This window comes from Streptomyces saintjeani (assembly GCF_055409605.1).
In genome coordinates, this window is sequence record NZ_CP189624.1 from 3,985,871 (window position 1) to 4,005,185 (window position 19,315).

General features: G+C 71.1%; 19 protein-coding genes and 1 tRNA gene. 11 read left to right on the plus strand and 9 right to left on the minus strand.

Annotated elements, in window-relative coordinates; translation table 11 throughout:
• Nucleotides 1–14: 14 nt before the first annotated feature.
• Nucleotides 15–1,019 carry a hypothetical protein gene (locus ACQCO7_RS17970; protein ID WP_464072801.1) on the minus strand — a complete coding sequence of 335 codons (1,005 nt, stop codon included), beginning with the start codon at nucleotides 1,017–1,019 and terminating at the stop codon, nucleotides 15–17.
• A gap of 186 nt (nucleotides 1,020–1,205) precedes the next feature.
• Nucleotides 1,206–1,278, minus strand: a tRNA-Arg gene (locus ACQCO7_RS17975).
• 410 nt (nucleotides 1,279–1,688) lie between these two features.
• Here ACQCO7_RS17975 and ACQCO7_RS17980 point away from each other — a divergent pair.
• Nucleotides 1,689–2,690: a glycoside hydrolase family 5 protein gene (locus ACQCO7_RS17980; protein ID WP_464072802.1), complete on the plus strand. Its 1,002-nt coding sequence runs from the start codon at nucleotides 1,689–1,691 to the stop codon at nucleotides 2,688–2,690.
• A 637-nt stretch (nucleotides 2,691–3,327) separates the two neighbouring features.
• On the opposite strand, the gene ACQCO7_RS17985 is transcribed toward ACQCO7_RS17980, so the two are convergent.
• Nucleotides 3,328–3,855: a GNAT family N-acetyltransferase gene (locus ACQCO7_RS17985; RefSeq protein ID WP_464072803.1), complete on the minus strand. Its 528-nt coding sequence runs from the start codon at nucleotides 3,853–3,855 to the stop codon at nucleotides 3,328–3,330.
• Nucleotides 3,856–4,026: 171 nt separating this feature from the next.
• On the opposite strand from ACQCO7_RS17985, the gene ACQCO7_RS17990 reads away from it, so the two are divergent.
• From ACQCO7_RS17990 to ACQCO7_RS18000, 3 genes are all read left to right on the plus strand, one after another.
• Entirely contained in the window at nucleotides 4,027–4,278 is a 252-nt protein-coding gene (locus tag ACQCO7_RS17990; protein WP_464072804.1) for a hypothetical protein, read from the plus strand.
• 157 nt (nucleotides 4,279–4,435) lie between these two features.
• Complete coding sequence (locus ACQCO7_RS17995; RefSeq protein WP_464072805.1) at nucleotides 4,436–4,873, plus strand: DUF5994 family protein; 438 nt, start codon at nucleotides 4,436–4,438, stop codon at nucleotides 4,871–4,873.
• Between the two features lie 52 nt (nucleotides 4,874–4,925).
• Nucleotides 4,926–5,111 carry a hypothetical protein gene (locus ACQCO7_RS18000; RefSeq protein ID WP_464072806.1) on the plus strand — a complete coding sequence of 62 codons (186 nt, stop codon included), beginning with the start codon at nucleotides 4,926–4,928 and terminating at the stop codon, nucleotides 5,109–5,111.
• A gap of 55 nt (nucleotides 5,112–5,166) precedes the next feature.
• On the opposite strand, the gene ACQCO7_RS18005 is transcribed toward ACQCO7_RS18000, so the two are convergent.
• Nucleotides 5,167–6,150, minus strand: coding sequence for an acyl-CoA desaturase (locus ACQCO7_RS18005; protein ID WP_464072807.1), 984 nt, complete (start codon nucleotides 6,148–6,150; stop codon nucleotides 5,167–5,169).
• A 358-nt stretch (nucleotides 6,151–6,508) separates the two neighbouring features.
• On the opposite strand from ACQCO7_RS18005, the gene ACQCO7_RS18010 reads away from it, so the two are divergent.
• Nucleotides 6,509–6,856 carry a hypothetical protein gene (locus ACQCO7_RS18010; protein WP_464072808.1) on the plus strand — a complete coding sequence of 116 codons (348 nt, stop codon included), beginning with the start codon at nucleotides 6,509–6,511 and terminating at the stop codon, nucleotides 6,854–6,856.
• 511 nt (nucleotides 6,857–7,367) lie between these two features.
• On the opposite strand, the gene ACQCO7_RS18015 is transcribed toward ACQCO7_RS18010, so the two are convergent.
• Nucleotides 7,368–8,558, minus strand: a complete 1,191-nt coding sequence (locus tag ACQCO7_RS18015) for an MFS transporter (protein WP_464072809.1) — start codon at nucleotides 8,556–8,558, stop codon at nucleotides 7,368–7,370.
• A gap of 110 nt (nucleotides 8,559–8,668) precedes the next feature.
• Between ACQCO7_RS18015 and ACQCO7_RS18020 the strand changes: the two genes are divergently transcribed.
• From ACQCO7_RS18020 to ACQCO7_RS18035, 4 genes are all read left to right on the plus strand, one after another.
• On the plus strand, nucleotides 8,669–9,235 hold the full coding sequence (locus tag ACQCO7_RS18020; protein WP_464072810.1) for a TetR/AcrR family transcriptional regulator: 567 nt from the start codon (nucleotides 8,669–8,671) through the stop codon (nucleotides 9,233–9,235).
• A gap of 206 nt (nucleotides 9,236–9,441) precedes the next feature.
• Nucleotides 9,442–10,134: a glycoside hydrolase family 11 protein gene (locus ACQCO7_RS18025; protein WP_464072811.1), complete on the plus strand. Its 693-nt coding sequence runs from the start codon at nucleotides 9,442–9,444 to the stop codon at nucleotides 10,132–10,134.
• Between the two features lie 13 nt (nucleotides 10,135–10,147).
• Nucleotides 10,148–10,810, plus strand: coding sequence for a polysaccharide deacetylase family protein (locus tag ACQCO7_RS18030; RefSeq protein WP_464072812.1), 663 nt, complete (start codon nucleotides 10,148–10,150; stop codon nucleotides 10,808–10,810).
• A 261-nt stretch (nucleotides 10,811–11,071) separates the two neighbouring features.
• Complete coding sequence (locus ACQCO7_RS18035; RefSeq protein ID WP_464072813.1) at nucleotides 11,072–12,295, plus strand: AMP-binding protein; 1,224 nt, start codon at nucleotides 11,072–11,074, stop codon at nucleotides 12,293–12,295.
• A gap of 398 nt (nucleotides 12,296–12,693) precedes the next feature.
• Here ACQCO7_RS18035 and ACQCO7_RS18040 read toward each other — a convergent pair whose 3' ends face one another.
• Complete coding sequence (locus ACQCO7_RS18040) at nucleotides 12,694–13,197, minus strand: PaaI family thioesterase (RefSeq protein WP_010350078.1); 504 nt, start codon at nucleotides 13,195–13,197, stop codon at nucleotides 12,694–12,696.
• 333 nt (nucleotides 13,198–13,530) lie between these two features.
• Nucleotides 13,531–15,336, minus strand: a complete 1,806-nt coding sequence (locus ACQCO7_RS18045; protein WP_464072814.1) for an acyl-CoA dehydrogenase family protein — start codon at nucleotides 15,334–15,336, stop codon at nucleotides 13,531–13,533.
• Nucleotides 15,337–15,461: 125 nt separating this feature from the next.
• Here ACQCO7_RS18045 and ACQCO7_RS18050 point away from each other — a divergent pair, with 125 nt between their 5' ends.
• A complete protein-coding gene (locus tag ACQCO7_RS18050; protein ID WP_464072815.1) occupies nucleotides 15,462–16,103 on the plus strand; it encodes a hypothetical protein in 642 nt (213 codons plus the stop codon).
• Between the two features lie 41 nt (nucleotides 16,104–16,144).
• Here ACQCO7_RS18050 and ACQCO7_RS18055 read toward each other — a convergent pair whose 3' ends face one another.
• Both ACQCO7_RS18055 and ACQCO7_RS18060 read right to left on the minus strand, forming a co-directional pair.
• Nucleotides 16,145–16,906 (minus strand): hypothetical protein, encoded by a 762-nt coding sequence (locus tag ACQCO7_RS18055; protein ID WP_464072816.1) that lies wholly within the window; start codon nucleotides 16,904–16,906, stop codon nucleotides 16,145–16,147.
• 45 nt (nucleotides 16,907–16,951) lie between these two features.
• Nucleotides 16,952–18,151: an MFS transporter gene (locus ACQCO7_RS18060; RefSeq protein WP_464072817.1), complete on the minus strand. Its 1,200-nt coding sequence runs from the start codon at nucleotides 18,149–18,151 to the stop codon at nucleotides 16,952–16,954.
• A 138-nt stretch (nucleotides 18,152–18,289) separates the two neighbouring features.
• Here ACQCO7_RS18060 and ACQCO7_RS18065 point away from each other — a divergent pair, with 138 nt between their 5' ends.
• Complete coding sequence (locus ACQCO7_RS18065; RefSeq protein WP_464072818.1) at nucleotides 18,290–19,255, plus strand: ArsR/SmtB family transcription factor; 966 nt, start codon at nucleotides 18,290–18,292, stop codon at nucleotides 19,253–19,255.
• The last annotated feature ends 60 nt before the right edge of the window (nucleotides 19,256–19,315 follow it).

The window sequence follows — 19,315 nt, forward strand, 5'->3', positions numbered from 1 at the left end:
TCGCCAGGGGGGCGTCAACTCCCTTTGCGGTAAACGAAGTCGGCCAGTGAGACCGCGTACTCCTTGCGGTTCTCCCGGTACTCCGCGCAGTACTTGGTCGGGTACCAGCCGCTCTCGCGCCACGCCTCCGGCTGCCGGAACGGCGTGCAGGTGTCGTCGGCGCGGGCGTCCCTTGCAGCGCGAGCGTCTCGCAGGCCCTCCAGCCACGACTTCGCGATCATCGCCTCGTAGAAGGTGATCTCCCCGTCGTACGTCCCGTAGATCCACGTGCGTGTGAACGGGCCGCCGTTCAGCTCCGGCGCCCTCGCGTCGAGGAGGTGGTTGCCCATCGCCGGTTCCACCGCGTCGACGTCCACGAAATCCGGGGCGAGGTAGCGGCTCGGTACGGGTTTCTTCGCCCTTGCGTAATCCGCGCAGTCCGTCAGCGCCGGGCACGGTCCGGGTCTGATCGCGTTCCGTTCGGCCAACGGCTGGATATAGAAGTGGAAATCGAAGTGGGGGATGTCGTAAACCCCCTGGGGAATATGGCCTTCGGGGTTCCAGTTCACCAGCTCCCACGCGAACGGGCCCGCCCCGGCGGGCAGCTCCAGCACCTTCTCATGGCCCACCGAGCATTCCGTGTGCAGGTCGGTGCCGCCGTTTCCGTCCTTGTCGAAACAGTGCTTCCCGTCGCTGACGGCCGTCGGGAGTCCGCGCAGTGCCGACGCCGGGAACGCGACCCCGACGGCCACCGGACGTGCGCCGACCTGCTGGACGTATGCCCTGAGGACCCCGCCCCCGAGGGGCACGGCCCTGCCGTACGCGGCGCAGGGACCGGCGTACGAAGCGGTCGTCCGCAGCAGCGCGGGGAGGCTTTCCGCCGGGACACTCACCGTGCGTTCCGCGTCCGGATTCCCGGACGGAACCAGGCAGACCGGCACCCGTTCGCTCTCCCCCGCCGCTCCCGCCGCGCCCGTGAGAAAAGCGGCGAGAATCGTCATCGCGAGCACGATCCGCGTACGCCGTCCGGTGCGCGCCATGGAATTCCCCTTCGCTGGATTCGTTTTCCAGCATCGGGGAAAAGGCGGTCGGGGGCGATCCGGTCCGGCCGGAATTCCGCCTTTCAGGGAGTGGGCATCGACGCGGCCCGGTCACGTTGCCACAGAAGAGGGCCCCGGACCGTCCCTTAAGTGGGAGATCCGGGGCCCTCGCCCTGATCGGTTACGTGCCCCCGGGCAGATTCGAACTGCCGACACCCGCTTTAGGAGAGCGGTGCTCTATCCCCTGAGCTACGAAGGCGGGGTTTGTGAAAACCCTGTCGGAAAACCCGGATCGCGGATTCTCGGCAAGGGCACAGACCCAGCGGCCAGTCGCGGTGGCATGTCCCCTGCTTCGGTGCTCGCACAGGCGACATGGCGAACCGACCACCAGCCAAGGACAGGGTAGCCGATGCGGGCGGGCGCGGGTTGCCGGGATCGGGGGCGAAGGGTCCGGTGACGCGGTTGCAGCGCGTTTCCGCCCGGCGCGACGGTCTCGTCCAGCGCCTTCGTGCTCCCCGTCGGCGGGCGACGACTTTGCCAACCGGTTCCCCTTCGGAGGGTTGACGGCGCGACGAGGAAGGTCGCAATGTTCCGACAGAGTCAAACAGCCAGCAACAACATTCCTTCACACTTTCCACCAAGGTGGGCCCTCGCACGCACGGAGCAGCCATGTCCACTCGCACGTTCACCCGGAAGACGCTGGCCCACCTCCTCTCGGTGGCCGCCTTGATCTGCGCTTCCCAGCTGGTCCTCGCCCCCGCACAGCCGGCCGCAGCCGCCACCAACCAGTTCAAGGGGGTCAACTGGGCCGACGCCCGCGACAACTACAACACCGGGTGGGTGATCCCGGACGGTCTGACCGCGTCGGACAGCTACTCGCAGGTCTATTCGGTCGCCGACAACTATGTGAAGGCGTTCCAGTCCAACCTCGGCGCCAACACCGTACGTCTGCCGATCAATCCGCCCAGCGTCAACGAGTCCTGGTGGAGCGCCTACCGGGGCGCGATCGACGCGGCGCTCGCCGACGGCATGAAGGTGGTCATCAGCGCCTGGACCGAGAAGACCAGCGTCGGCACGGTCACCGACATGGCCGCCTGGCAGGCCATGTGGGCCACCGTGGTGAGCGCCTACGGCAACAACGGCAACGTGTACTTCGAGCCGCTGAACGAGCCGTACGGCTACTCGCTGAGCCAGTGGGTCTCGGTCTGCTCCTCCTGGCTCGCCCAGTTCCCCGGCGTCCCGAGGGGCCGGGTCGTCATCAGCGGCACCGGCTACAACGACAACGTGACCGGCGTCGGGGCCTCGTCCGCCCTCAGCGGCACCCTGCTGTCGCTCCACTACTACGGCTACTGGAACACGTACACCAAGGAATCGTCCTGGGTGACGGACTTCAAGAACCGCATCGGCGGCTACACCGACCGGACGATCGTCGACGAGTTCGGGGCCCCGATGACCACGGGCACCGACTACCTGTCGAACCACGACAACGGCCAGTTCCAGTCGTACCTCGCCGCGGTCACCGACACGGCCCGCTCGACCGGGATGGGCAGCGTCTACTGGCCCGCGCTGCGGACCGGTGACACCTACTCGCTCCAGGCCCACAACGGCAGCGGACTGTCGAACACCAACTCCTCCGGCGTCGCCCAGGTCCGCTGGGGCTGGGGCTACTGAGTCACGGCGCGCCGGGCGAGGTGGCCTGTCGACCGGTGCCCGCCGGGTTCGGGGCTGATACCTGTCCCGCTGCCGGACTTCGTGCGCCGGAAGCAGGAACGCCGCCTGCTGGAAGGGGAGCATCGCCTCTTCCTGTCCGCACGGCGTACCGCGCGCGGACGGGTACGGCCGAACTGGCCGACCTGCGTGCCGAGTTCCTCCGCGACGCGGTGTCCGGGTGTCGGCGACCTGCTTGTCGCCGGCCGGCGCGGACACCCCGGAGCATCGCACGGTACGGGACGAACTCACCGCCGTCTGACGGGACTTCGCGGCGTACGGTGATCCTGGCCGGGCTCCGTACGATGTCGGCGCGGATGACAACTCCCGGGCGTTCGGCGGCACTTCGTCCATGGTCACCGACGACGAGGGCTCGCAGGCGTCGGTTGCGGCCGGGGAACAGGCGCTGCCGTCCTGGTAGTTCGACGCTACGCCCTTGGACGGCCCACAGGAGTCCTTGCTGGGCGAGGATGCCCTACGGCGAACACGTCCCGTCCAGCGCACCATCGGTCGAGCAGCCGCTCTCCTGAAGCGGGTGTCGGCAGTTCGAATCTGCCCGGGGGCACATGGCCGATCAGGACGAGGCCCCGGATCTCTCGTTTCAGGGATGCTCCGGGACTCTCTCCGTGACGGCCGAAAGGCTCAGGACGCGCAGGAGCAGCAAGTCGTACACCGGCCCCGTCGGAGTGTTCCGGTAGGGGCCGGCGTAGCGGTAGCCGAGGCGTTCGTACAGGTTGCGCCCTTGGGAGTTCTCCGGCTGCACGAGCAAGGAGGACCACTGCGGGGTGATCGCCTGGAGCAGCGCCGTGTGGAGGCGGGTGCCGATGCCGTGGCCTTGCCAGGGCGGGCGGACCGCGAGTTCGCACAGACCCATCAGGCGCTCGGTGCGGGCACCTTCGGGGACCTGGTCGACGAGTTGCTCGCCGAACCAGTACGTCGCGTCGCACGGGAACCCGTAGCCGAATCCCACCGCCTCGCCGCCCGCATACGCGACGGCCATCGCGAAGCCCTGCCACCTGAGGTGGCCGGTGATCTGGCGGTGGAGCGCGGGCACGGACAGACCCGCCGTCTCGGCGCCCGGGTTGTCGACGAGTTCGGGGTGGGCGTCGGCCCAGAGCAGGTTGACCAACTGGCCAGTGCGGTAAACGGGCCTCCTGTTCGTTCGAGCTGGAGGCCCTTCGGCTGTTCGGGGTCCGTCTGTCGGCCCGGAAGCTCGCCGGTCATGTCCAAGGGCGGCAGGGTGTGCCGGAGTAGCATGAAAGATCGGTCCGCTGATTCGTGTCCGAGCAATGAGGTCGCCATGCAGCCCACGGAAACACCCCCGGACGGGCACGCCGAGGTCCGTATCGTCGCGGCCTCGCCCGAGGTCGCCCGTCGTGTCGCGGAGGTTCTCCGCCAGTGCTTCGCCGCCGACGAGCAGCGCAGCTATCCCGCGGACGGCCCGGAAGGGACCCGCCTCCAGCTCACCGTGGACACCACCCGCCCGGCCGGACCGGCACGGTCCTGGCTGGAGACCAGCCGCTCCCCGCAGGACGACCGGCGCCGGAAGTGAACCGACGTCCAGGAGCGGTCCGTTCGGCCGCTTCGAGGAGTAGCGTGAACTCATCGGGAGCACTTCGCACACCGGCTCCGATGCCGGTTTCGTTCCCGGTGAGTGATCGACACCGGGCAACTGCCCTCGCGCAGAGGTCCGGAGACGGGTTCGCGCGATGTCCGCGACCATCTCCCATCCCCCGCTACGGGCCGTTCCCTTCAGGGCACCGACCGCGCGCCTCGCGCTGAAACCCGTGAGCCCTTCACCAGGACGCGCCGAACTGGACGGCGCCTGGTGGCCCCGTTCACGTGACCTGCCGCACGAACTCTCCGCTCTGGCGGACGTACTGGATCCGCTGGGGGGACGGCTCACCCATGTCGCCGTCAACCCACGCCACTGGTCGATCCGTTCTCGCAGGATTCTCGTCAACGGCCATACGGTGAAGGCCAGTTGGTTCCCGTCGGGGCAGGATCCGCACCATATTCTGCTGCTGTCCCACACGACGGGCCGCTGGGCCCTCCTGGTGATACCCCCGGAGACCAGTGCCTCCTCCGCCGCCCGGCTGATGGCCGCCGCGAGCGCGAACACCGGTCGGCCGGTGGTGGGGGTGTGACCGTCGTCGTCACCGCCCTTCGCGGGGCCGTGGGTGGTGGGCCGGATCAGGCGTGACCATCCGCCGTGGCCGCCATGAGCGGTTCCGCTGTCTCCTCGGTCGTGTCCGGAGGGACGACCAGCGGCCCCGGCCGGGGGCGAGCAGGACGACCGTGTGCGGGGCGGATGCCGCCACGGTCCTGCGCAGGCGTACGACCTGGTCGAAGACGGGCATCCGGCCGGGCAGCGCGCCCCGTTGACGGTGACGCCGGTGATGTGGCCCCACGTGCGCGGCAACCCGGCGAGCAGCCGGCGTCAGGCGCGGCGGGCGGCCACGCGGTCCGGGGTGGGCCAGCGCACGTCGTGCACCCAGCCGAGGCGTTCGAGGAGGCGGATGACGGCGGCGGAGGGGTCGAGCTGGCCTCGGTCGACGCCGTGGCGGGCGCTGGTGGGGTCGGCGTGGTGGAGGTTGTGCCAGCTCTCGCCGAACGAGAGCAGGGCGAGGGGCCACAGGTTGGTGGCCCGGTCGTGGCGCCGGGTGCGGAACGGGCGCTCACCGATCATGTGGCAGAGGGAGTTCACGCTCCAGGTGACGTGGTGGAGCAGCGCGATGCGCACAAGTCCCGCCCACAGCAGGGCGGTTACGCCGTACAGCCAGGTACCGCCGATGGCCCAGCCCACCGCGAACGGCAGGGCGAGCGTGAGAACGCACAACGCCGGGAAGGCGCGGGAGACGGCCCGGATGTCGCGGTCGGCCAGCAGGTCGGGGGCGTACCGGTCGGCGGGTGTGCGGTCGTTGCGGAACAGCCAGCCGACGTGTGCGTGCAGCAGCCCGCGCAACTGGCCGCGCAGGTGCGTGCCGTAGCGGTACGGGGAGTGCGGATCGCCGGGCCGGTCGGTGAAGGCGTGATGGCGGCGGTGGGTGGCGACCCAGCCGATGACGTCGCCCTGGAAGCTCATCGAACCGGCCACCGCGAGCGCGATCCGTACGGGACGGACGGCACGGTAGCCGCCGTGGGTGAGGCCGCGGTGGAAGCCGACCGTGACGCCGAGACCCGTGACCGTGTAGAGGACGAGCGCGAGGACGATGTCGGCGGGATGGATGAGACTCCCCCACAGCAGCCGGCCGGCGAGGCCGATCGCCACGAACGGCAGGACGACGATCAGCGCCGTCACCGCGACGGACAGCCGCTCACCGCCGACGCGCGCGGGCGCCGGGCCGTCCGGCGGGAAGGGAGACGTCCCGTCGTAGCCCTGGGGCGGTGTGACCGTCCTGGACGTGGTCGGACTGTGTGCCATACCTGGCTCCTCGGCCTGATGCGAATGCGCGGCCGGGGTCTCGGGCTGCCCGTGTGAGGGGAATCGCGAGGACGGGGCCGGTTCGGACATCGGCGTACGAAGAGCCCTCGCTTCCTCCACCGTACTCCCGCACGCTCCGAAGCGAGGCGGGCCGGATCGCGTGGCCACGCGTTGACACGGACCGCTGCCGGACGTTGACTGGCCACCGGACAACAGCGAGGTCGGCCATGACCGTTGCACGGACCATCAGGAACCAGGCGCGGACGGCGAAGAGCAGGGGCGACCGGGTCTCCGGAAGCCTGAAACACGCCGTCGAGAGGGCCGGGGCGGCCTTCGGGCGGAACGGAAGCGGCACCCGATGATGTACGACCAGACACGCGCCCAGCAGCCCGCGGGCCAAACCCGGGCCCCCGCCGAACGCCGCACCCCGGGCCCGGAGCCGCTGCTCCCGTCGGCCGAAAGGGACCGGATCCTCCTGCGCCTCCGGCACGCCCTCAACACCTTCGCCGACACTCCGCGAGAGGCGCTGGAAGAGGCCGAGAGCGCCTACGACGAAGCCACCGCCCAGCTCGTGAACGCCCTCGCGGAACGGCGGCGTCTCCTGCGCGCCGGGTGGCAGGACCAGGCCCCCGGAACACAGTCCGACGAACTCCGGCACGCGCTGAGGCAGTACCGGGAGATCACTCAGCGGCTGCTCCAGCTCTAGGCGGCCGTCGCGGGCGGCCCGGAGACGGGTGCACGTCATGTCGGCGGCCCGGCTGACGGCTGCCGCGTCCGGCTACGACGGCCCGCCACTGACCGCGAGCGCGCTCATCGGCGCGGACGGGGCCCGGCACGGTGTCCTGCGGCCGGCCGATGCGGTGGCTGCCCCCTGCACGGGGAACATGGCCCGCGGCCGGGACCCGTGCCGAGTCGGGAACGAGCCGGCGCCAGGGACCGGCTCGGTGAGTTGGCCGGCCGTCGTGGGGAGGGGCGCGGGCCGGTGACGGGCGACCAGTCGCGGGCTGCGGTGCCATCGACGGCCGGTACGACGGGCGGCGGTCACGTCCGGGGACTGCCGTGTGAGCCGCGCCGCCCGAGCGGAACCGTACCGGCCGCGACAGCGCGTCTTCGCGCTGAGGGGAGCCCGGGCGCCCGTCTTCGCCTCGGACGCCGACGGCCTGCTGCGGCTCCTCGCGGGACCCCGTGCGCGTCGAGAAGGTCTGCCGCGCCGCAGGTCACGCCCCCTCCGCCAGCGCCTCCCGCTGCCGCGTATCCACCGCCGGCGCGGCGAACGTCGCGCACGCCACGCACGCCAGGACCACCAGCATCGCCGGCCGCAGGCCCACGTGTTCGCCGAGGAAGCCGAGCGTCGGGGGGCCGACGAGGAAGGCGAGGTAGCCGATGATCGCGACCAGGCTGACGCGGGCCGTTTCGTCGGGGCCGGATTCGCCGGCGGCGGAGAGGGCGAGGGGGAAGCCGAGGGAGGCGCCAAGTCCCCACAGGAGTACGGCTATTCCGGCGATCACCGCGTTGTCCGCGACGATGACCAGGAGGAGGCCGAGGGCGCCGGAGAGGGCGCTCGCGCGGACGACGTTCACGCGGCCGAAGCGGTCCAGGAAGTACGTTCCGCTGAACCGGCCCAGCGTCATCGCGGCGGCGAAACCGGCGTACACCAGGGACCCGGCGGCCTCGTCCATGCCGTGGCCGTCGACCATGATCAGGGGGAGCCAGTCGTTGGCGGAGCCCTCGGCGAGGGCCATGGCGAGGACGATCGTGCCGATCAGGACGAGCCTGCGGTCCTTCCACAGGGCCGTACGGGGACGGTCGGTTTCGGCGGCCGGCGCCTTCTCGACTCGGCCGGTACCAGCGGGAATCGCCGGGAACGCGTACGCAAGGAGCCCTACGGCTACGGCGGTTGCCCCGGCGAGATGCCATTGCACCGGTACGTCCAGGGCAGTTGCCCCGATGCCGATGCCCGCGCCGAGCACCGTACCGAGGCTGAAGCAGCCGTGCAGGGTCGGCATCGTCGTGACGCCGGTGAGACGTTCGACGTCGGTCGCGTCGATGTTCATGCCGACCTCGCCGCCGCCGATGCCGGAGCCGAAGAGGAACAGGCCGGCCGTGACGAGGGGCGTGGACGAGGCGAGGACGCCGACGGCGACGGTCGCGAGGCCGGCCACCAGTACCGACGTACCCCAGAGGATCACCGGGCGGGTGCCGAAGCGGGAGACGAGGCGGCCGGAGCAGAGGATGCCCAGCATCGAGCCGAGCGAGAGACCGAAGAGGACGAGCCCCATCCCGCCGGTGGACAGGCCGAGCTGGTCGCGGATCGCGGGGGTGCGGGTCACCCACGACGACATCGAGGTCCCGGCGAGCAGGAAGAAGACGAACAGCGCCCGGCGGCGCCTGCGCACGGCCTGATCCATCAGAATGCGTCTTTCGTGGGTGCGGGGTCGGCTGTCCGGCCGGACCTCCTCGTCCACCGGGTTGGACAAATGTACATTCCAGTTCACGGCGGCAGAAAGCGTTTTCAAGAATGACCTCACCAGGGACCACCTCCCGCCGCGACCTCATCCTCGCCGCCGCCCTCGACGTCGTCGCCGAGGAGGGTGCCATCCGCGTCACGTACCGTCGGATCGCCGCCGCCGCGGGCGTCCCGCTCGGGTCGGTGACGTACTACTTCGACGACCTGAACCAGTTGCTCACCGAGGCGTTCACGCGGCTCGCCAAGACCGTGTCGGCGCACTACCGGGCCCAGTTGGAGGCGGCGCGGACGCCGGAGGAGGCGCGGGACGCGGTCGTCGACATCATGAGCGGGACGCTGTGGACGAGCGACCGCGATCCGCTGCTGACGTTCGAGCTGTACGCGTTCGCCGCGCGCGCCCCGGAGCTGCGGACGGTGCTGAACAGCTGGATGCGGGCCAGCCGGTCCGCGCTGGCCAGGCACTTCGACCCGTTGACGGCCCGCGCGCTGGACGCGCTGGTCGAGGGGTTCACGTTGCACAACTTCTTCGACGACACCCCGATCGGGCGGGACGACATCGCGGAGATCGTCCAGGCGGTCCTGGAGCGCGGGCGGGGATTCCCCGAGGGTAAAAACTGACCGGAAGGCGGGCGAAACATTCGGGATTCACGGTCCGCAACCTGGGGCAAGTGACCGCATTGCCTACGCGCTACGCGCGCTGATCAGGAATGATGTGCGCGAATGTTTCGGACCGGCTGCCGAAACTGTTGACAGTTGTCGGGGTCATACCAACACTGTCCCCCGTCAGGCACCCTTACCTCTGCAGGACCAGGAGGAAGCACGCCATGCACGCCGCACCCGCACTCAGCGGCCCTCTCAGCCGCTTCAGGATCTTCGCAGCAACCGTTTGCACAACAGCTCTGGTCGCGCTGATCGCCCTCGTCATGCCGGGCACCGCGCACGCCGCGACGGTCGTCACCACCAACCAGACCGGCACCAACTCCGGGTACTACTACTCGTTCTGGACGGACTCGCAGGGCACCGTCTCGATGACCCTCAACAACGGCGGGAACTACAGCACTTCGTGGCGCAACACCGGCAACTTCGTGGCCGGCAAGGGCTGGAGCAACGGCAGCCGCAGGAACGTGAACTACTCGGGCAGCTTCAACCCGTCCGGGAACGCCTACCTGGCGCTGTACGGCTGGACGTCGAACCCGCTGGTCGAGTACTACATCGTCGACAACTGGGGGACGTACCGCCCGACGGGCACCTACAAGGGCACCGTGACCAGCGACGGCGGCACGTACGACATCTACCAGACGACGCGGTACAACGCCCCGTCAGTGGAAGGCACCAGGACCTTCAACCAGTACTGGAGCGTGCGCCAGCAGAAGCGCACCGGCGGGACCATCACGACCGGCAACCACTTCGACGCGTGGGCGCGGGCCGGGATGCGGATGGGCTCGTTCAACTACTACATGATCCTGGCGACGGAGGGATACCAGAGCAGCGGCAGCTCCAACATCACGGTGAACTGAGGGAGTTGACAGCATGTACTCCGTACGATCCCTCGCAGCCGTGACGGCGGTCGCCGCGCTGACCGGGTTCGCGGTCGATGCCGCTCCCGCGCGAGCCGCCGCCTGTTCCGGGTACGTCGGCCTCACCTTCGACGACGGCCCCGGCGGGAACACCCAGGCCCTGCTGGGCGCCCTCACCTCGAACCGCCTTCGGGCCACGATGTTCAACACCGGCCAGAACGCGGCGAGTTACCCGGCGCAGGTGCGGGCCCAGGTGTCGGCGGGGATGTGGGTCGCCAACCACAGCTACACCCACCCCCACCTCACCCAACTCCCGCAGGCCCAGGTCGACTCGGAGCTGTCCCGCACGCAGCAGGCCATCGCGAACGCGGGCGGCGGCACTCCCCGGCTGTTCCGGCCGCCGTACGGCGAGACCAACGCGACCGTGCAGGCGGTGGCGGCCAAGTACGGGCTGCGGCAGATCATTTGGGACGTCGACTCGCAGGACTGGAACAACGCGAGCACCGACGCGATCGTGGCCGCCGTCGGGCGGCTCACCAACGGCCAGATCATCCTGATGCACGACTGGCCGTCCAACACGCGCGCCGCGATCCCCCGGATCGCGCAGAACCTCGCGTCGCGCGGCCTGTGTTCGGGGGCGATCTCGCCGTCGACCGGGCGCGCGGTGGCGCCGTAGCGGTTTCCCGGCGCGGCGGCTGCCGGCCGCCGCGCCGTCATCGTGCCCGGAACGCCCGTCAGGGCCGGGCCCGGCAATCCGGCGGAAGAGTGAGGCGGGGGCATCTCAGGTGGCGGCCGGGGCCCGGTTGCCACTTGAGCGCCTGCCGTACGCCTCCCGGGGGAGGGGGTTGACGGGATAGGTGTGGTGGGGGACGTCCAGCGCCCCGAAACCGGCGCACGCCCAGTGCCCCGAACCGGCGTGGCCAAAAGGAGTCGTGGGATGCCGCACAGACGCATCACTCCGGGGGAACGCCGAGGCCGCAGGTCGGGGGACCCGCTGGAGAACCGGATCGTCTGCGAGGGGTTCCGGGGGACCTGGTGGCGGCTGGACCCGCCCCCGCTGGAGCGGCGCACGGTCGTCCTCGCGGACGGCCAGCTCGACGCGCTGACGGCCGCCCGCGCCCATCTCGGCAACCCCGGTGAGCTGCTGGTCGTCGCGCGCGAGCGGGTCGACGAGACGCTGTACAAGGAGTTGCGGCGGTTCTCCGAGGGGCGGCCAGCGCGGCCCGGCCGGATCTGGCTGACGACCAGCGGGAGCGCGGGCCGGCCCCGGCTGCTCGCGCACACGCTGTCCTCGCTGACGACGCTCGCCGCTCCCCCGGCGCCGCACCGCTGGCTGCTCCCCTACTCCCCCGGTACGTACGCCTGGTGGCAACTCGTCGCGCTCAGCCTCGCGTTCCCCGGTCAGGACCTCGTGACGGCGCCGGGGCCGCGCCCCGACCAGTGGCTGCCGGTGGCGCTCGCGGAGGGCGTGGACGCGGTGTCGGCGACGCCCTCGTTCTGGCGGCTCGCGCTGGCCTCCGCCGATCCGGGGCTCGCGGAGCTGCGGCCCCGGCAGATCACGCTGGGCGGCGAGCCGGTGGACCAGCCGCTCCTGGACCGGCTGCGGGGCGTGTTCCCCGCCGCGCGGATCACCTGGATCTACGCCTCCACCGAGGCGGGCACCTGCGTCGTCGTGCACGACGGGAAGGCCGGGTTCCCCGTCGAGTGGCTGGAGCGCACGGACAGTACGAAGCCCGGACTGCGCGTGCGGGACGGGCAGTTGTACGTCCGTCCCGTGCACGGCGCGGACGGGGTGCCGGAGTGGATCGCGACCAGTGACCGGGCCGAATTCGTGGGCGGACGTGTGGTGTTGAGCGGGCGGCTCGGCCAGGACCAGCTGAACGTAGGGGGGTTGAGGCTCTCCGCCGGGCAGGTGCGGGACGTGCTGCTCGCCCACCCGGACGTGCACTGGGCGCGGGTGTTCGCGCGGACCGCGCCGTTCGTCGGGTCCGTGGTGGCCGCGGAGGTCGTATCGGACGCGTCCGAAGGGGAGTTGGTGTCCTGGTGCACGAACCGGCTGCCCGGCCATGCCGTACCGCGCTTCTTCACCGCGCTCGACACCGTGCCGCTGACGACGACGCTGAAGAGCCATCTCAACAAGGCCGCGCGCAGGAACGGCTGAGCGGGACGGGTCGGGGCGCGGTGGGGCCTTCCGCCGAACGTTGGAAATTTCGTCCGCACCCGTGCCCCCCGAGTTGGCGCAACTGCCTACCGCCATATGGGCAGTCGTGGCGTCCGGGCACTCGGTGACATTCCACCGGAAGGACCGCGCCCAAATCGGTGTGCACTCAGTGCCGTTGGCGTGGCTCGTGTCGTTGATTCGCGTAACGAGCGCTATTTTCGCCGGAGATGAGGGTGGCGGGGAGGTGGGTATGGGCATGCGAAAGCCGCAGGACGCCGGGTGCGGCGTGCCTGCGGCTGCGGGAGGCTACGAGAACGTGTCAGGGGGTACTGCGGGGCGGGGGTGCTGCGGGTGGGGGTACTGCGGGGTGGGGGGTACTACGCCTGAGGTACTACGGCTCAGGCCATCAGGTCCTTCGTGAGGAACAGGGCCGTGGAGTGGGCCAGGAGCGTGCCGTCGGGGGTGGTGACGTCGGCGTGGGCGAGGATGCGCGGGCCCTGGGTCTGGGTCGCCCTGCCCACGCAGGTGATGCGGAAGCTGCCCGCCGGCACCGGCTGGAGCAGGTTCATGCTGAAGTTGCCGGTCACGGCCTTGGTGCCGCGCCGTACGGTCGACAGCGCGGCCAGCGCGCACGCCGTGTCGCACAGGGTCGCGGTGAATCCGCCGTGCGTGAAGCCGGGCCAGCTGCTGTGGCCGTCCGTCGGGGTGGCACTCAGGATCACCCGGCCGCGCTCAGCCATCTGGACCCGGACACCGAGCCCGTCACTGAACGGGAAGAACCCGGTGCCGTGCGCCGCGGACTCCTGGATCGCCTTCAGACCGCTCATACGACGGAGGCGCCGAACGAACGGGCTGTCCGACGCGAGGACGGGGGAGAGGGGCGCGAGTGTGGCGGTAGTCATCGGGAAAACTCCGAGGTCGTAGGGGTGCTGGAAGGCACCCATGCAACAACCCGCGCCGACCTAATCCAAGGGCCGGGTCTCCATCTCGGGTGCACGGGGGCGCGCGGAAACGGCGCGCGCGGCAAGTCGGATCATCGGCCTAAGCGCCCCGCGCGCTCGCTGGTTCGGCCGAAGCCTCGCGCGGCCTTTTCCTGTGCCCGCCGGCATGCCTGCTCCTGTGCCCGCCGGCATGCTTCGTGCCCGTCGGCATGCCCACCGCGAGCCCTTCCGAACCCCGCTTCCCGGTGTCACTGAGTGCCTGGCACGCACTGCCCCTCCCGCGCTCCCCCGCACTCACTCCCCGGCGGGGTCCAGCGCCCGCGCGTAGTGCGACACGAACCCCTCCGGCGCCTCGAACGGCGTGCCCAGCAGCCCCGTGGGCAGCTCGAACGCCTCCGTGAGCGTGCGCAGGTGAGGCGCGAGGCGGTCGTGCAGGCGGTCCGCCATCGCCGGGAGGGGTTCCGTCAGGGCCGGGAAGGGGCCGTCCGGGAGCAAGTCGGCGCCGTGGGACTGGCATTGGCGGACCGCGAAGAGGGTCAGGAGGTCGTGCAGGACGCGGCGGGTCGCGTCGGAGACGGCGTCCGTACGGCGGGCCAGGGCGTCGGCCGCCCGGTGGGCCGCGTGCGCCTCCGCCGCCGCCAGCGCCGCGTGCGAGGTGCGGTCCCAGCGGACCTGGGCGTCGCCGCCGGACGTCGCGTGCAGGCGCCGGGCCCTGCGGTGGAGGTACTCCTCACGTACGGCCAGCCAGCTGAGCCACCGGTCGGGGGTGTCCGCGCCGCAGGTCTTGGCGGGGTCCCAGCGGGTCGTACCCTTCTCCTCCGCGAGAGCCAGCCGCCGGTACGCCGCGTGCAGGGCGCCCACCTGACTGTCGCCGTCGGCCGTCGTCACCGCGTCCCGCAGCGCGCGGTACTCGACGATCCTGTTGTGCGCGAACGCGCCCTGCGCGCCCAGCCGTTCGCGGGCCTCGTCGCAGGCGCGGGCGGCGACGGTCGTGACGAAGTACTTCGTGAGAGCTATCTCGTCCGTCACCCCTGAGGCGTACTCGTCGGGGATACCGGCGAACGCGGACGACGCCTCACGGACGGCGAGCGTCGCGACGTACGTCTCCGCCAGTACGTCCAGCAGGCGGCCGTGGTGCGAGCGGACGTGCGCGAGGGGGATACGGCCGCCCGCCTTGCTCTCGATCTCGCGCTGCGCGGCGTGCCGTACGGCGATGGAGAGGGAGGCCCGCGCCGCCGCTGCCGCCATCGCCGCCGCCGCGATACGGCCCGTACGGACTCTGCTGATCGCGCGCCAGGTGCGGTTGGTCTCGGAGAGCGGTTCCACCAGTTCGCCCTCGGGCGTGACGTGCGTGCCCTCCGGCGAGAGGAGGCAGTCCAGGCCGACGCGGACGCCGTCGAAGCGGGTCAGCGCGTTGTCGATGCCGAGGACAGGTTTGTCGGGGAGGCGGCGGATCGTGACGCCGGGCAGGACCGTGCCGTCGGAGGCCGTGAGGTGGACCAGGAAGGCGTACGGCCCCCGGTCCTCGCCCCAGAGCCTCAGGCGGGCCAGGACGACGCCGAAGCGGGACACTCCGGCGAGCGGGGGCGGGGCGGTGCTGGACATGAACTTGACCGCCGTCGAGGACGGGGTGGTCAGCACGAACTCCCTGGTGTCCGAGTCGAATTCGGCGATCGTCTCGACGTTGTTGAGGTCGCTGCCGTGGCCGAGTTCGGTGACGACGTACGAGCCGACCGCGCGGCCTTCCAGCATGCGGCGGCGGGTGCGCTCGGGTTCGCCGGACAGCGGTGAGTACTCCGTCAACGTGCCCAGCGCCAGGTTCACCTGGATGCTCAGCAGCAGCGCCAGGTGCGGATCCACCGTCGTCGCCCACTCGGTCAGAGTGACCAACTCGCGGACGTCGAAGGCCGCTTCCATGGGTCGCAGCTTCGGCAGCAGGCGCAGGTACCGTTCGTACGCGCGCCGCCCCGGGTCCGTCGGCCTCGCCCGCCAGTCCTGTGCGAACAGGGGCTGGGTGAAGAGCTCTCGGTGGTGGCGGTACGCCTCCTCCTGCCGGTCGGCGGACAGCATGACTGCGATCTCGTCGGACATCGCGTTCATGGGCTCATGGTCAGGGCGGGTGTCGAGTGCGTCAAGTGCCCGTGGAACGACCGATGGTGCCGGTGAGGAGCGTTTCGCTGGTCGCGCGCCCCCGGGCGGGCATGTATCCCCGGCATAATCCAGCCATGTTCACCGAGCGGTCCCTGGCGGCCGATGTCCTCGCCGTCGGGTCGCCGTATCCCCTCGCGCTGACGGGTGGCTGCGCGCTGCGTGCGCACGGGGTGGTGGGGTGGTCGCGCGGGGTCGGGGTGGCCACCGAGCATCCGTCGCGGCTGGAGTGGATCGCCTCCCAAGTCGCGGTGGGTTTGGCCGAGTTGGGGTGGGCGGCCCAGGTCGCCGAGAAGGGCCCGCTGTTCGCCCGGCTGGCCGTCGGCTTCCCGGAAGGCCCGGTCTCCGTCTCCCTCCGCAAGGAGATCTTCCACCGCCCTCCCGTCGAAACCCCCGCCGGCCTCGCCCTCTCCCTCCCCGACGCCCTGGGCGTGAAGGTCCGCGACTTCGTCCGGTGCGGTTACGCCCGCGACCTCGCCCGTATCGCCGCCGGCGCCGACACCTGGAGCTGGCCGGAGCTGGAGGAACTGGGCCGCCGCCACAGCTCCGACGGCCTCGAACTCGCCGATCTCCAGGGGAGGTTGGTACGCACCGAGTGGCTCGACGACACGGAGTTCACGGGGTGCGCGGACGTGGGGCGGCTGCGGCGGTGGGCTCAGCTGTGGGCCGACGACATCGGGGAACGGCTGCTGGAGGGCGGCGTGCCGGAGGAGCGGTGAGTGGACCGGTGGTTGCCGCAACCTGCGTTACCGGCCCCCTTTTACGCCCCTGTCCGTCTCCGCACCCCCGTGTCCAGTTCTCTCAGTCCCTTGAGGTCGATGCGTTGGGGTTCACCGCCGACCACCTCCACCGAGAAGGCCGCCTCGAAGGGGGAACCTCCGGACACCAGCGGGTGGTTGAGGAATTCCGGGTCCGCGAGGAGGCGGGCGGCGGCGCTGGTGCCGAAGCCGAAGCTGCCGGCGAGGATGACTATGTGGCGGTCCGGCTGGAAGGGGTTGGGGGCTCGGACCAGGATGCCCAGGTCCACCGCCAGTTGGTTGTCCGGGGTGATGTCCGGGGAGAGGACCTCGCCCGTGCGCGCGTCGGTGATTCTCGCGTCGTGTTCCTCCACCGGACCGAACGTGTAGGTGAGCGGCAGGCGTTGGACCACCTCGGCGGTGACGCGGTTGGAGTGGGGGCCGCCGACGAGGATGAGGTTGGCCCGGCGTTCGAGGCCCGTGAGGTGGTGGCTCGGGGTGAGGGGGAGGTGTTTCACGCCGGTGCGCTGGAGTTGTTGCCGTAGTTCGTGGATGGCCAGGACGTCCCCCACGCCGACCAGGCCCGAGCGCTCCCAGATGTAGTGCTCCTCCTGGATGAAGATCGACGTCACCATCTTCAGGTCGTGCGCGGTGAACGGCTTCCAGAAGCCCCGGGTGTCCCGGAAGCGCCACAGGTCACGGACCCTGCCGAACGACCAGCCCGCCACGAACGCGAGCGACGCGGAGGAGAGGTTCACCAGGAGGTCTTGCAGCGCGCCGCTCATCCAGGAGGCTCCGTCCGTTCGGCGTGGGCTCCTGGTTCCTCCCCCTCACGGCCGGATTCGACGCCCGTTGTCGGCCAGGTGCAGGGCGAGGGTGACAGCCACGGAGACCGCCGCCATCACCGCCATCGCCCGTGCGGGACCGGCGAGTTGGGCCAGCGAGCCCGCTGCCGCCGCCGAGAGGCCCTGGAGGGCGAGCATCCCCGAGGAGTGCAATCCCAGTGCGTGGCCGCTGAGTCGAGGTGGCGTCAGCTCCATCAGCCGTTCCTGCTGGGCCAGACTCGCGCCGAATCCGATCGACGCGAGCACCGCCGCCGTCGCGGTGACCGGGAGCGGAGGGTGGAACGCGAACACGGCGTACGGGGCCGCCAGGAGCAGGAGAAGAGGGGTGACCGCCCTGCGCCGTACGGCGGGCCTAAGGACGCGGCCCACGGTCACGTCGCCGACCAGCATGCCCAGCGCCGCGCACGCGAACAGGGTGCCCGCCGCGCCGGGGTCGTAGGAGACGAAGAGCGATTCGCAGCCCACGACAAGGCCGTTGGGGATCCACAGGCCGAGGTAGGTGAGGCGGCGGGGCCGGGAGGACCACAGCTCGGCGTTCGTGCGCCAGGTTTCCGCCGGGGTGGGGCGGCCGGTGGTGCGGGGTGGGCGTTCGGCGAGGGCCGCGCGGGTGGTCGCGGCGGAGGTGACGTACAACAGGGCGGCCAGCGCGAGGACTTGGGGCGGGCTGACGATCGTGAGGAGCAGGCCGGCTGCCGCGTAACCCCCGATCTGCATCAGGCCGTTCATCATGTTGAACAGGGAACGGCCGGTCAGGTAGGCCCCGTTGGGGAGGATCTCGTTCAGCAGGCCCCAGCGGACCCCGCCGCCCAGCGCCGAGACCAGGCCCTGGAGGAGCAGCACCGTGAACACGGCGCCCAGCGGGAGGCCGGGGACCGCGACCAGGGCCGTGGTCGTCGCGAACGCCAGGGAGAGGGCCGTGAGCGTGGCGCGGGGGCGGAGGCGGTCGGCTCCCGAGAGGAGGAAGGTCGCGCCGAGGACCTGGGCCAGCGACGGGCCGAACATGCTCAGCGCGGAGAGGAGGGGGGAGTTCGTCTCGCGGTAGACGTGCGTGCCGAGGGCCAGGCCCGCGAGGGTCTGGGCGGCGACGTGGGTCGCTGAGGAGAGGAAGAGGGGGGTGAATTCGGGGGTCGCGAAGAGGGATCTGTACGGGGTTGTGGAAGCGGTTGTGGTGGGTGCGCCGGTCATGGACGGAGTCTCGGGGTGGTCCGGGCGGGGTGGTTATTGTTTCGCGGGTACGCGAAAGGTCGTGCGAGCCCCTGACCGGCGAGGTCGCGCGGGGCTCCGGCGGCCTCGCGGGAAGTCCCGGCCGGCAAGGAGGAAGCCGTGGGCCTGTGGCAGGTCAACGCCGACACGCTCGCCCGGAGCCGGTTCGTGCTGTCGCCCCTCGCCGAGACCTTCGCCGCGCTGAAGCTGCTGCACGCCGGGGTGGGGCGGCATCCCGGGGAGAGCCGGTGGCTCGCCGCGCACCTGCCCGCGTACCGCGCCCGGCTCGCCGCCGACCCCGTCACCGCGCTGCTCGTGCAGGCGGGGCTCGGCCGGGACTGGATCGCCGACTTCCTGACGCCTACACCCCGGGGTGGAGAGGACTTCGCCACCGAAGTACTACGGGTACGGTCCGCCGGGGTCGCCGAGTCCCATGCCCATCTGCGGACGGCCCTCGCCGGGGATCTGCCTCAGGTACTGGTGCGGGACGACCTGCCCGACCGCGCCGCCGACCTCATGGAGTGGGTGTGGGCGGAGGCTGTCCGGCCCTACTGGGAGCGGCGGCGGCACGTCCTCGAAGCGGACATCGCCGTACGGCTGGACCAGGTGAGCCGGGGCGGGTGGGCCGCCGTGCTCGACTCCCTGCGGCCGGGGACCCGTTGGCTCGGCGAGAGCACGTTCCAGGTGAACCGGCACGAGTATCCGCCCCGCGAGATCTCCGGCGCCGAGTTGGTCTTCGTCCCCGTGACTCCGCAGACGGGGTGGGTCGCGTGGGAGGAGTCCTCGCGGTACGCGGTCGTCTACCCCTGCGTGGGGGTGCTCACGGAGGAGCGCGGGGCCGGGCGGGCCGGGGCGCTGGACGCGTTGCTGGGGGCCGGGCGGGCGCGGGTCCTGGTGCTGCTGGGGCGTCCCATGAGTACGACCCAGCTCGTCGCCGTCACCGGGCAGGGGCTCGGGTCGGTCGGGAGGCATCTGCGGGTGCTGTGGGACGCGGGGCTGGTGGAGCGGCGGCGGGTGGGGAGGTCGGTGCTGTACGTGCGGACGGGGGTCGGGGACGCGGTCGTGGAGGGGGTACCTGGGGCGTAGACGTCTACGACCCCGCCGCCGCCCACCGGCACTCCATCCGGCGGGCAGCCGCCCTCACCC

What these genes read in the sequence shown, in the direction of transcription:
- ACQCO7_RS18010 (WP_464072808.1), top strand. Translation starts at nt 6,509, where the DNA reads ATGATGTACGACCAGACACGCGCCCAGCAGCCCGCGGGCCAAACCCGG.
- ACQCO7_RS18060 (WP_464072817.1), bottom strand. Translation starts at nt 18,151, where the DNA reads ATGACCGGCGCACCCACCACAACCGCTTCCACAACCCCGTACAGATCC.
- ACQCO7_RS18045 (WP_464072814.1), bottom strand. Translation starts at nt 15,336, where the DNA reads ATGAACGCGATGTCCGACGAGATCGCAGTCATGCTGTCCGCCGACCGG.
- ACQCO7_RS18050 (WP_464072815.1), top strand. Translation starts at nt 15,462, where the DNA reads ATGTTCACCGAGCGGTCCCTGGCGGCCGATGTCCTCGCCGTCGGGTCG.
- ACQCO7_RS18035 (WP_464072813.1), top strand. Translation starts at nt 11,072, where the DNA reads ATGCCGCACAGACGCATCACTCCGGGGGAACGCCGAGGCCGCAGGTCG.
- ACQCO7_RS18055 (WP_464072816.1), bottom strand. Translation starts at nt 16,906, where the DNA reads ATGAGCGGCGCGCTGCAAGACCTCCTGGTGAACCTCTCCTCCGCGTCG.
- ACQCO7_RS18005 (WP_464072807.1), bottom strand. Translation starts at nt 6,150, where the DNA reads ATGGCACACAGTCCGACCACGTCCAGGACGGTCACACCGCCCCAGGGC.
- ACQCO7_RS18025 (WP_464072811.1), top strand. Translation starts at nt 9,442, where the DNA reads ATGCACGCCGCACCCGCACTCAGCGGCCCTCTCAGCCGCTTCAGGATC.
- ACQCO7_RS18040 (WP_010350078.1), bottom strand. Translation starts at nt 13,197, where the DNA reads ATGACTACCGCCACACTCGCGCCCCTCTCCCCCGTCCTCGCGTCGGAC.
- ACQCO7_RS17980 (WP_464072802.1), top strand. Translation starts at nt 1,689, where the DNA reads ATGTCCACTCGCACGTTCACCCGGAAGACGCTGGCCCACCTCCTCTCG.
- ACQCO7_RS17990 (WP_464072804.1), top strand. Translation starts at nt 4,027, where the DNA reads ATGCAGCCCACGGAAACACCCCCGGACGGGCACGCCGAGGTCCGTATC.
- ACQCO7_RS18020 (WP_464072810.1), top strand. Translation starts at nt 8,669, where the DNA reads ATGACCTCACCAGGGACCACCTCCCGCCGCGACCTCATCCTCGCCGCC.
- ACQCO7_RS18015 (WP_464072809.1), bottom strand. Translation starts at nt 8,558, where the DNA reads ATGGATCAGGCCGTGCGCAGGCGCCGCCGGGCGCTGTTCGTCTTCTTC.
- ACQCO7_RS17970 (WP_464072801.1), bottom strand. Translation starts at nt 1,019, where the DNA reads ATGGCGCGCACCGGACGGCGTACGCGGATCGTGCTCGCGATGACGATT.
- ACQCO7_RS18030 (WP_464072812.1), top strand. Translation starts at nt 10,148, where the DNA reads ATGTACTCCGTACGATCCCTCGCAGCCGTGACGGCGGTCGCCGCGCTG.
- ACQCO7_RS17995 (WP_464072805.1), top strand. Translation starts at nt 4,436, where the DNA reads ATGTCCGCGACCATCTCCCATCCCCCGCTACGGGCCGTTCCCTTCAGG.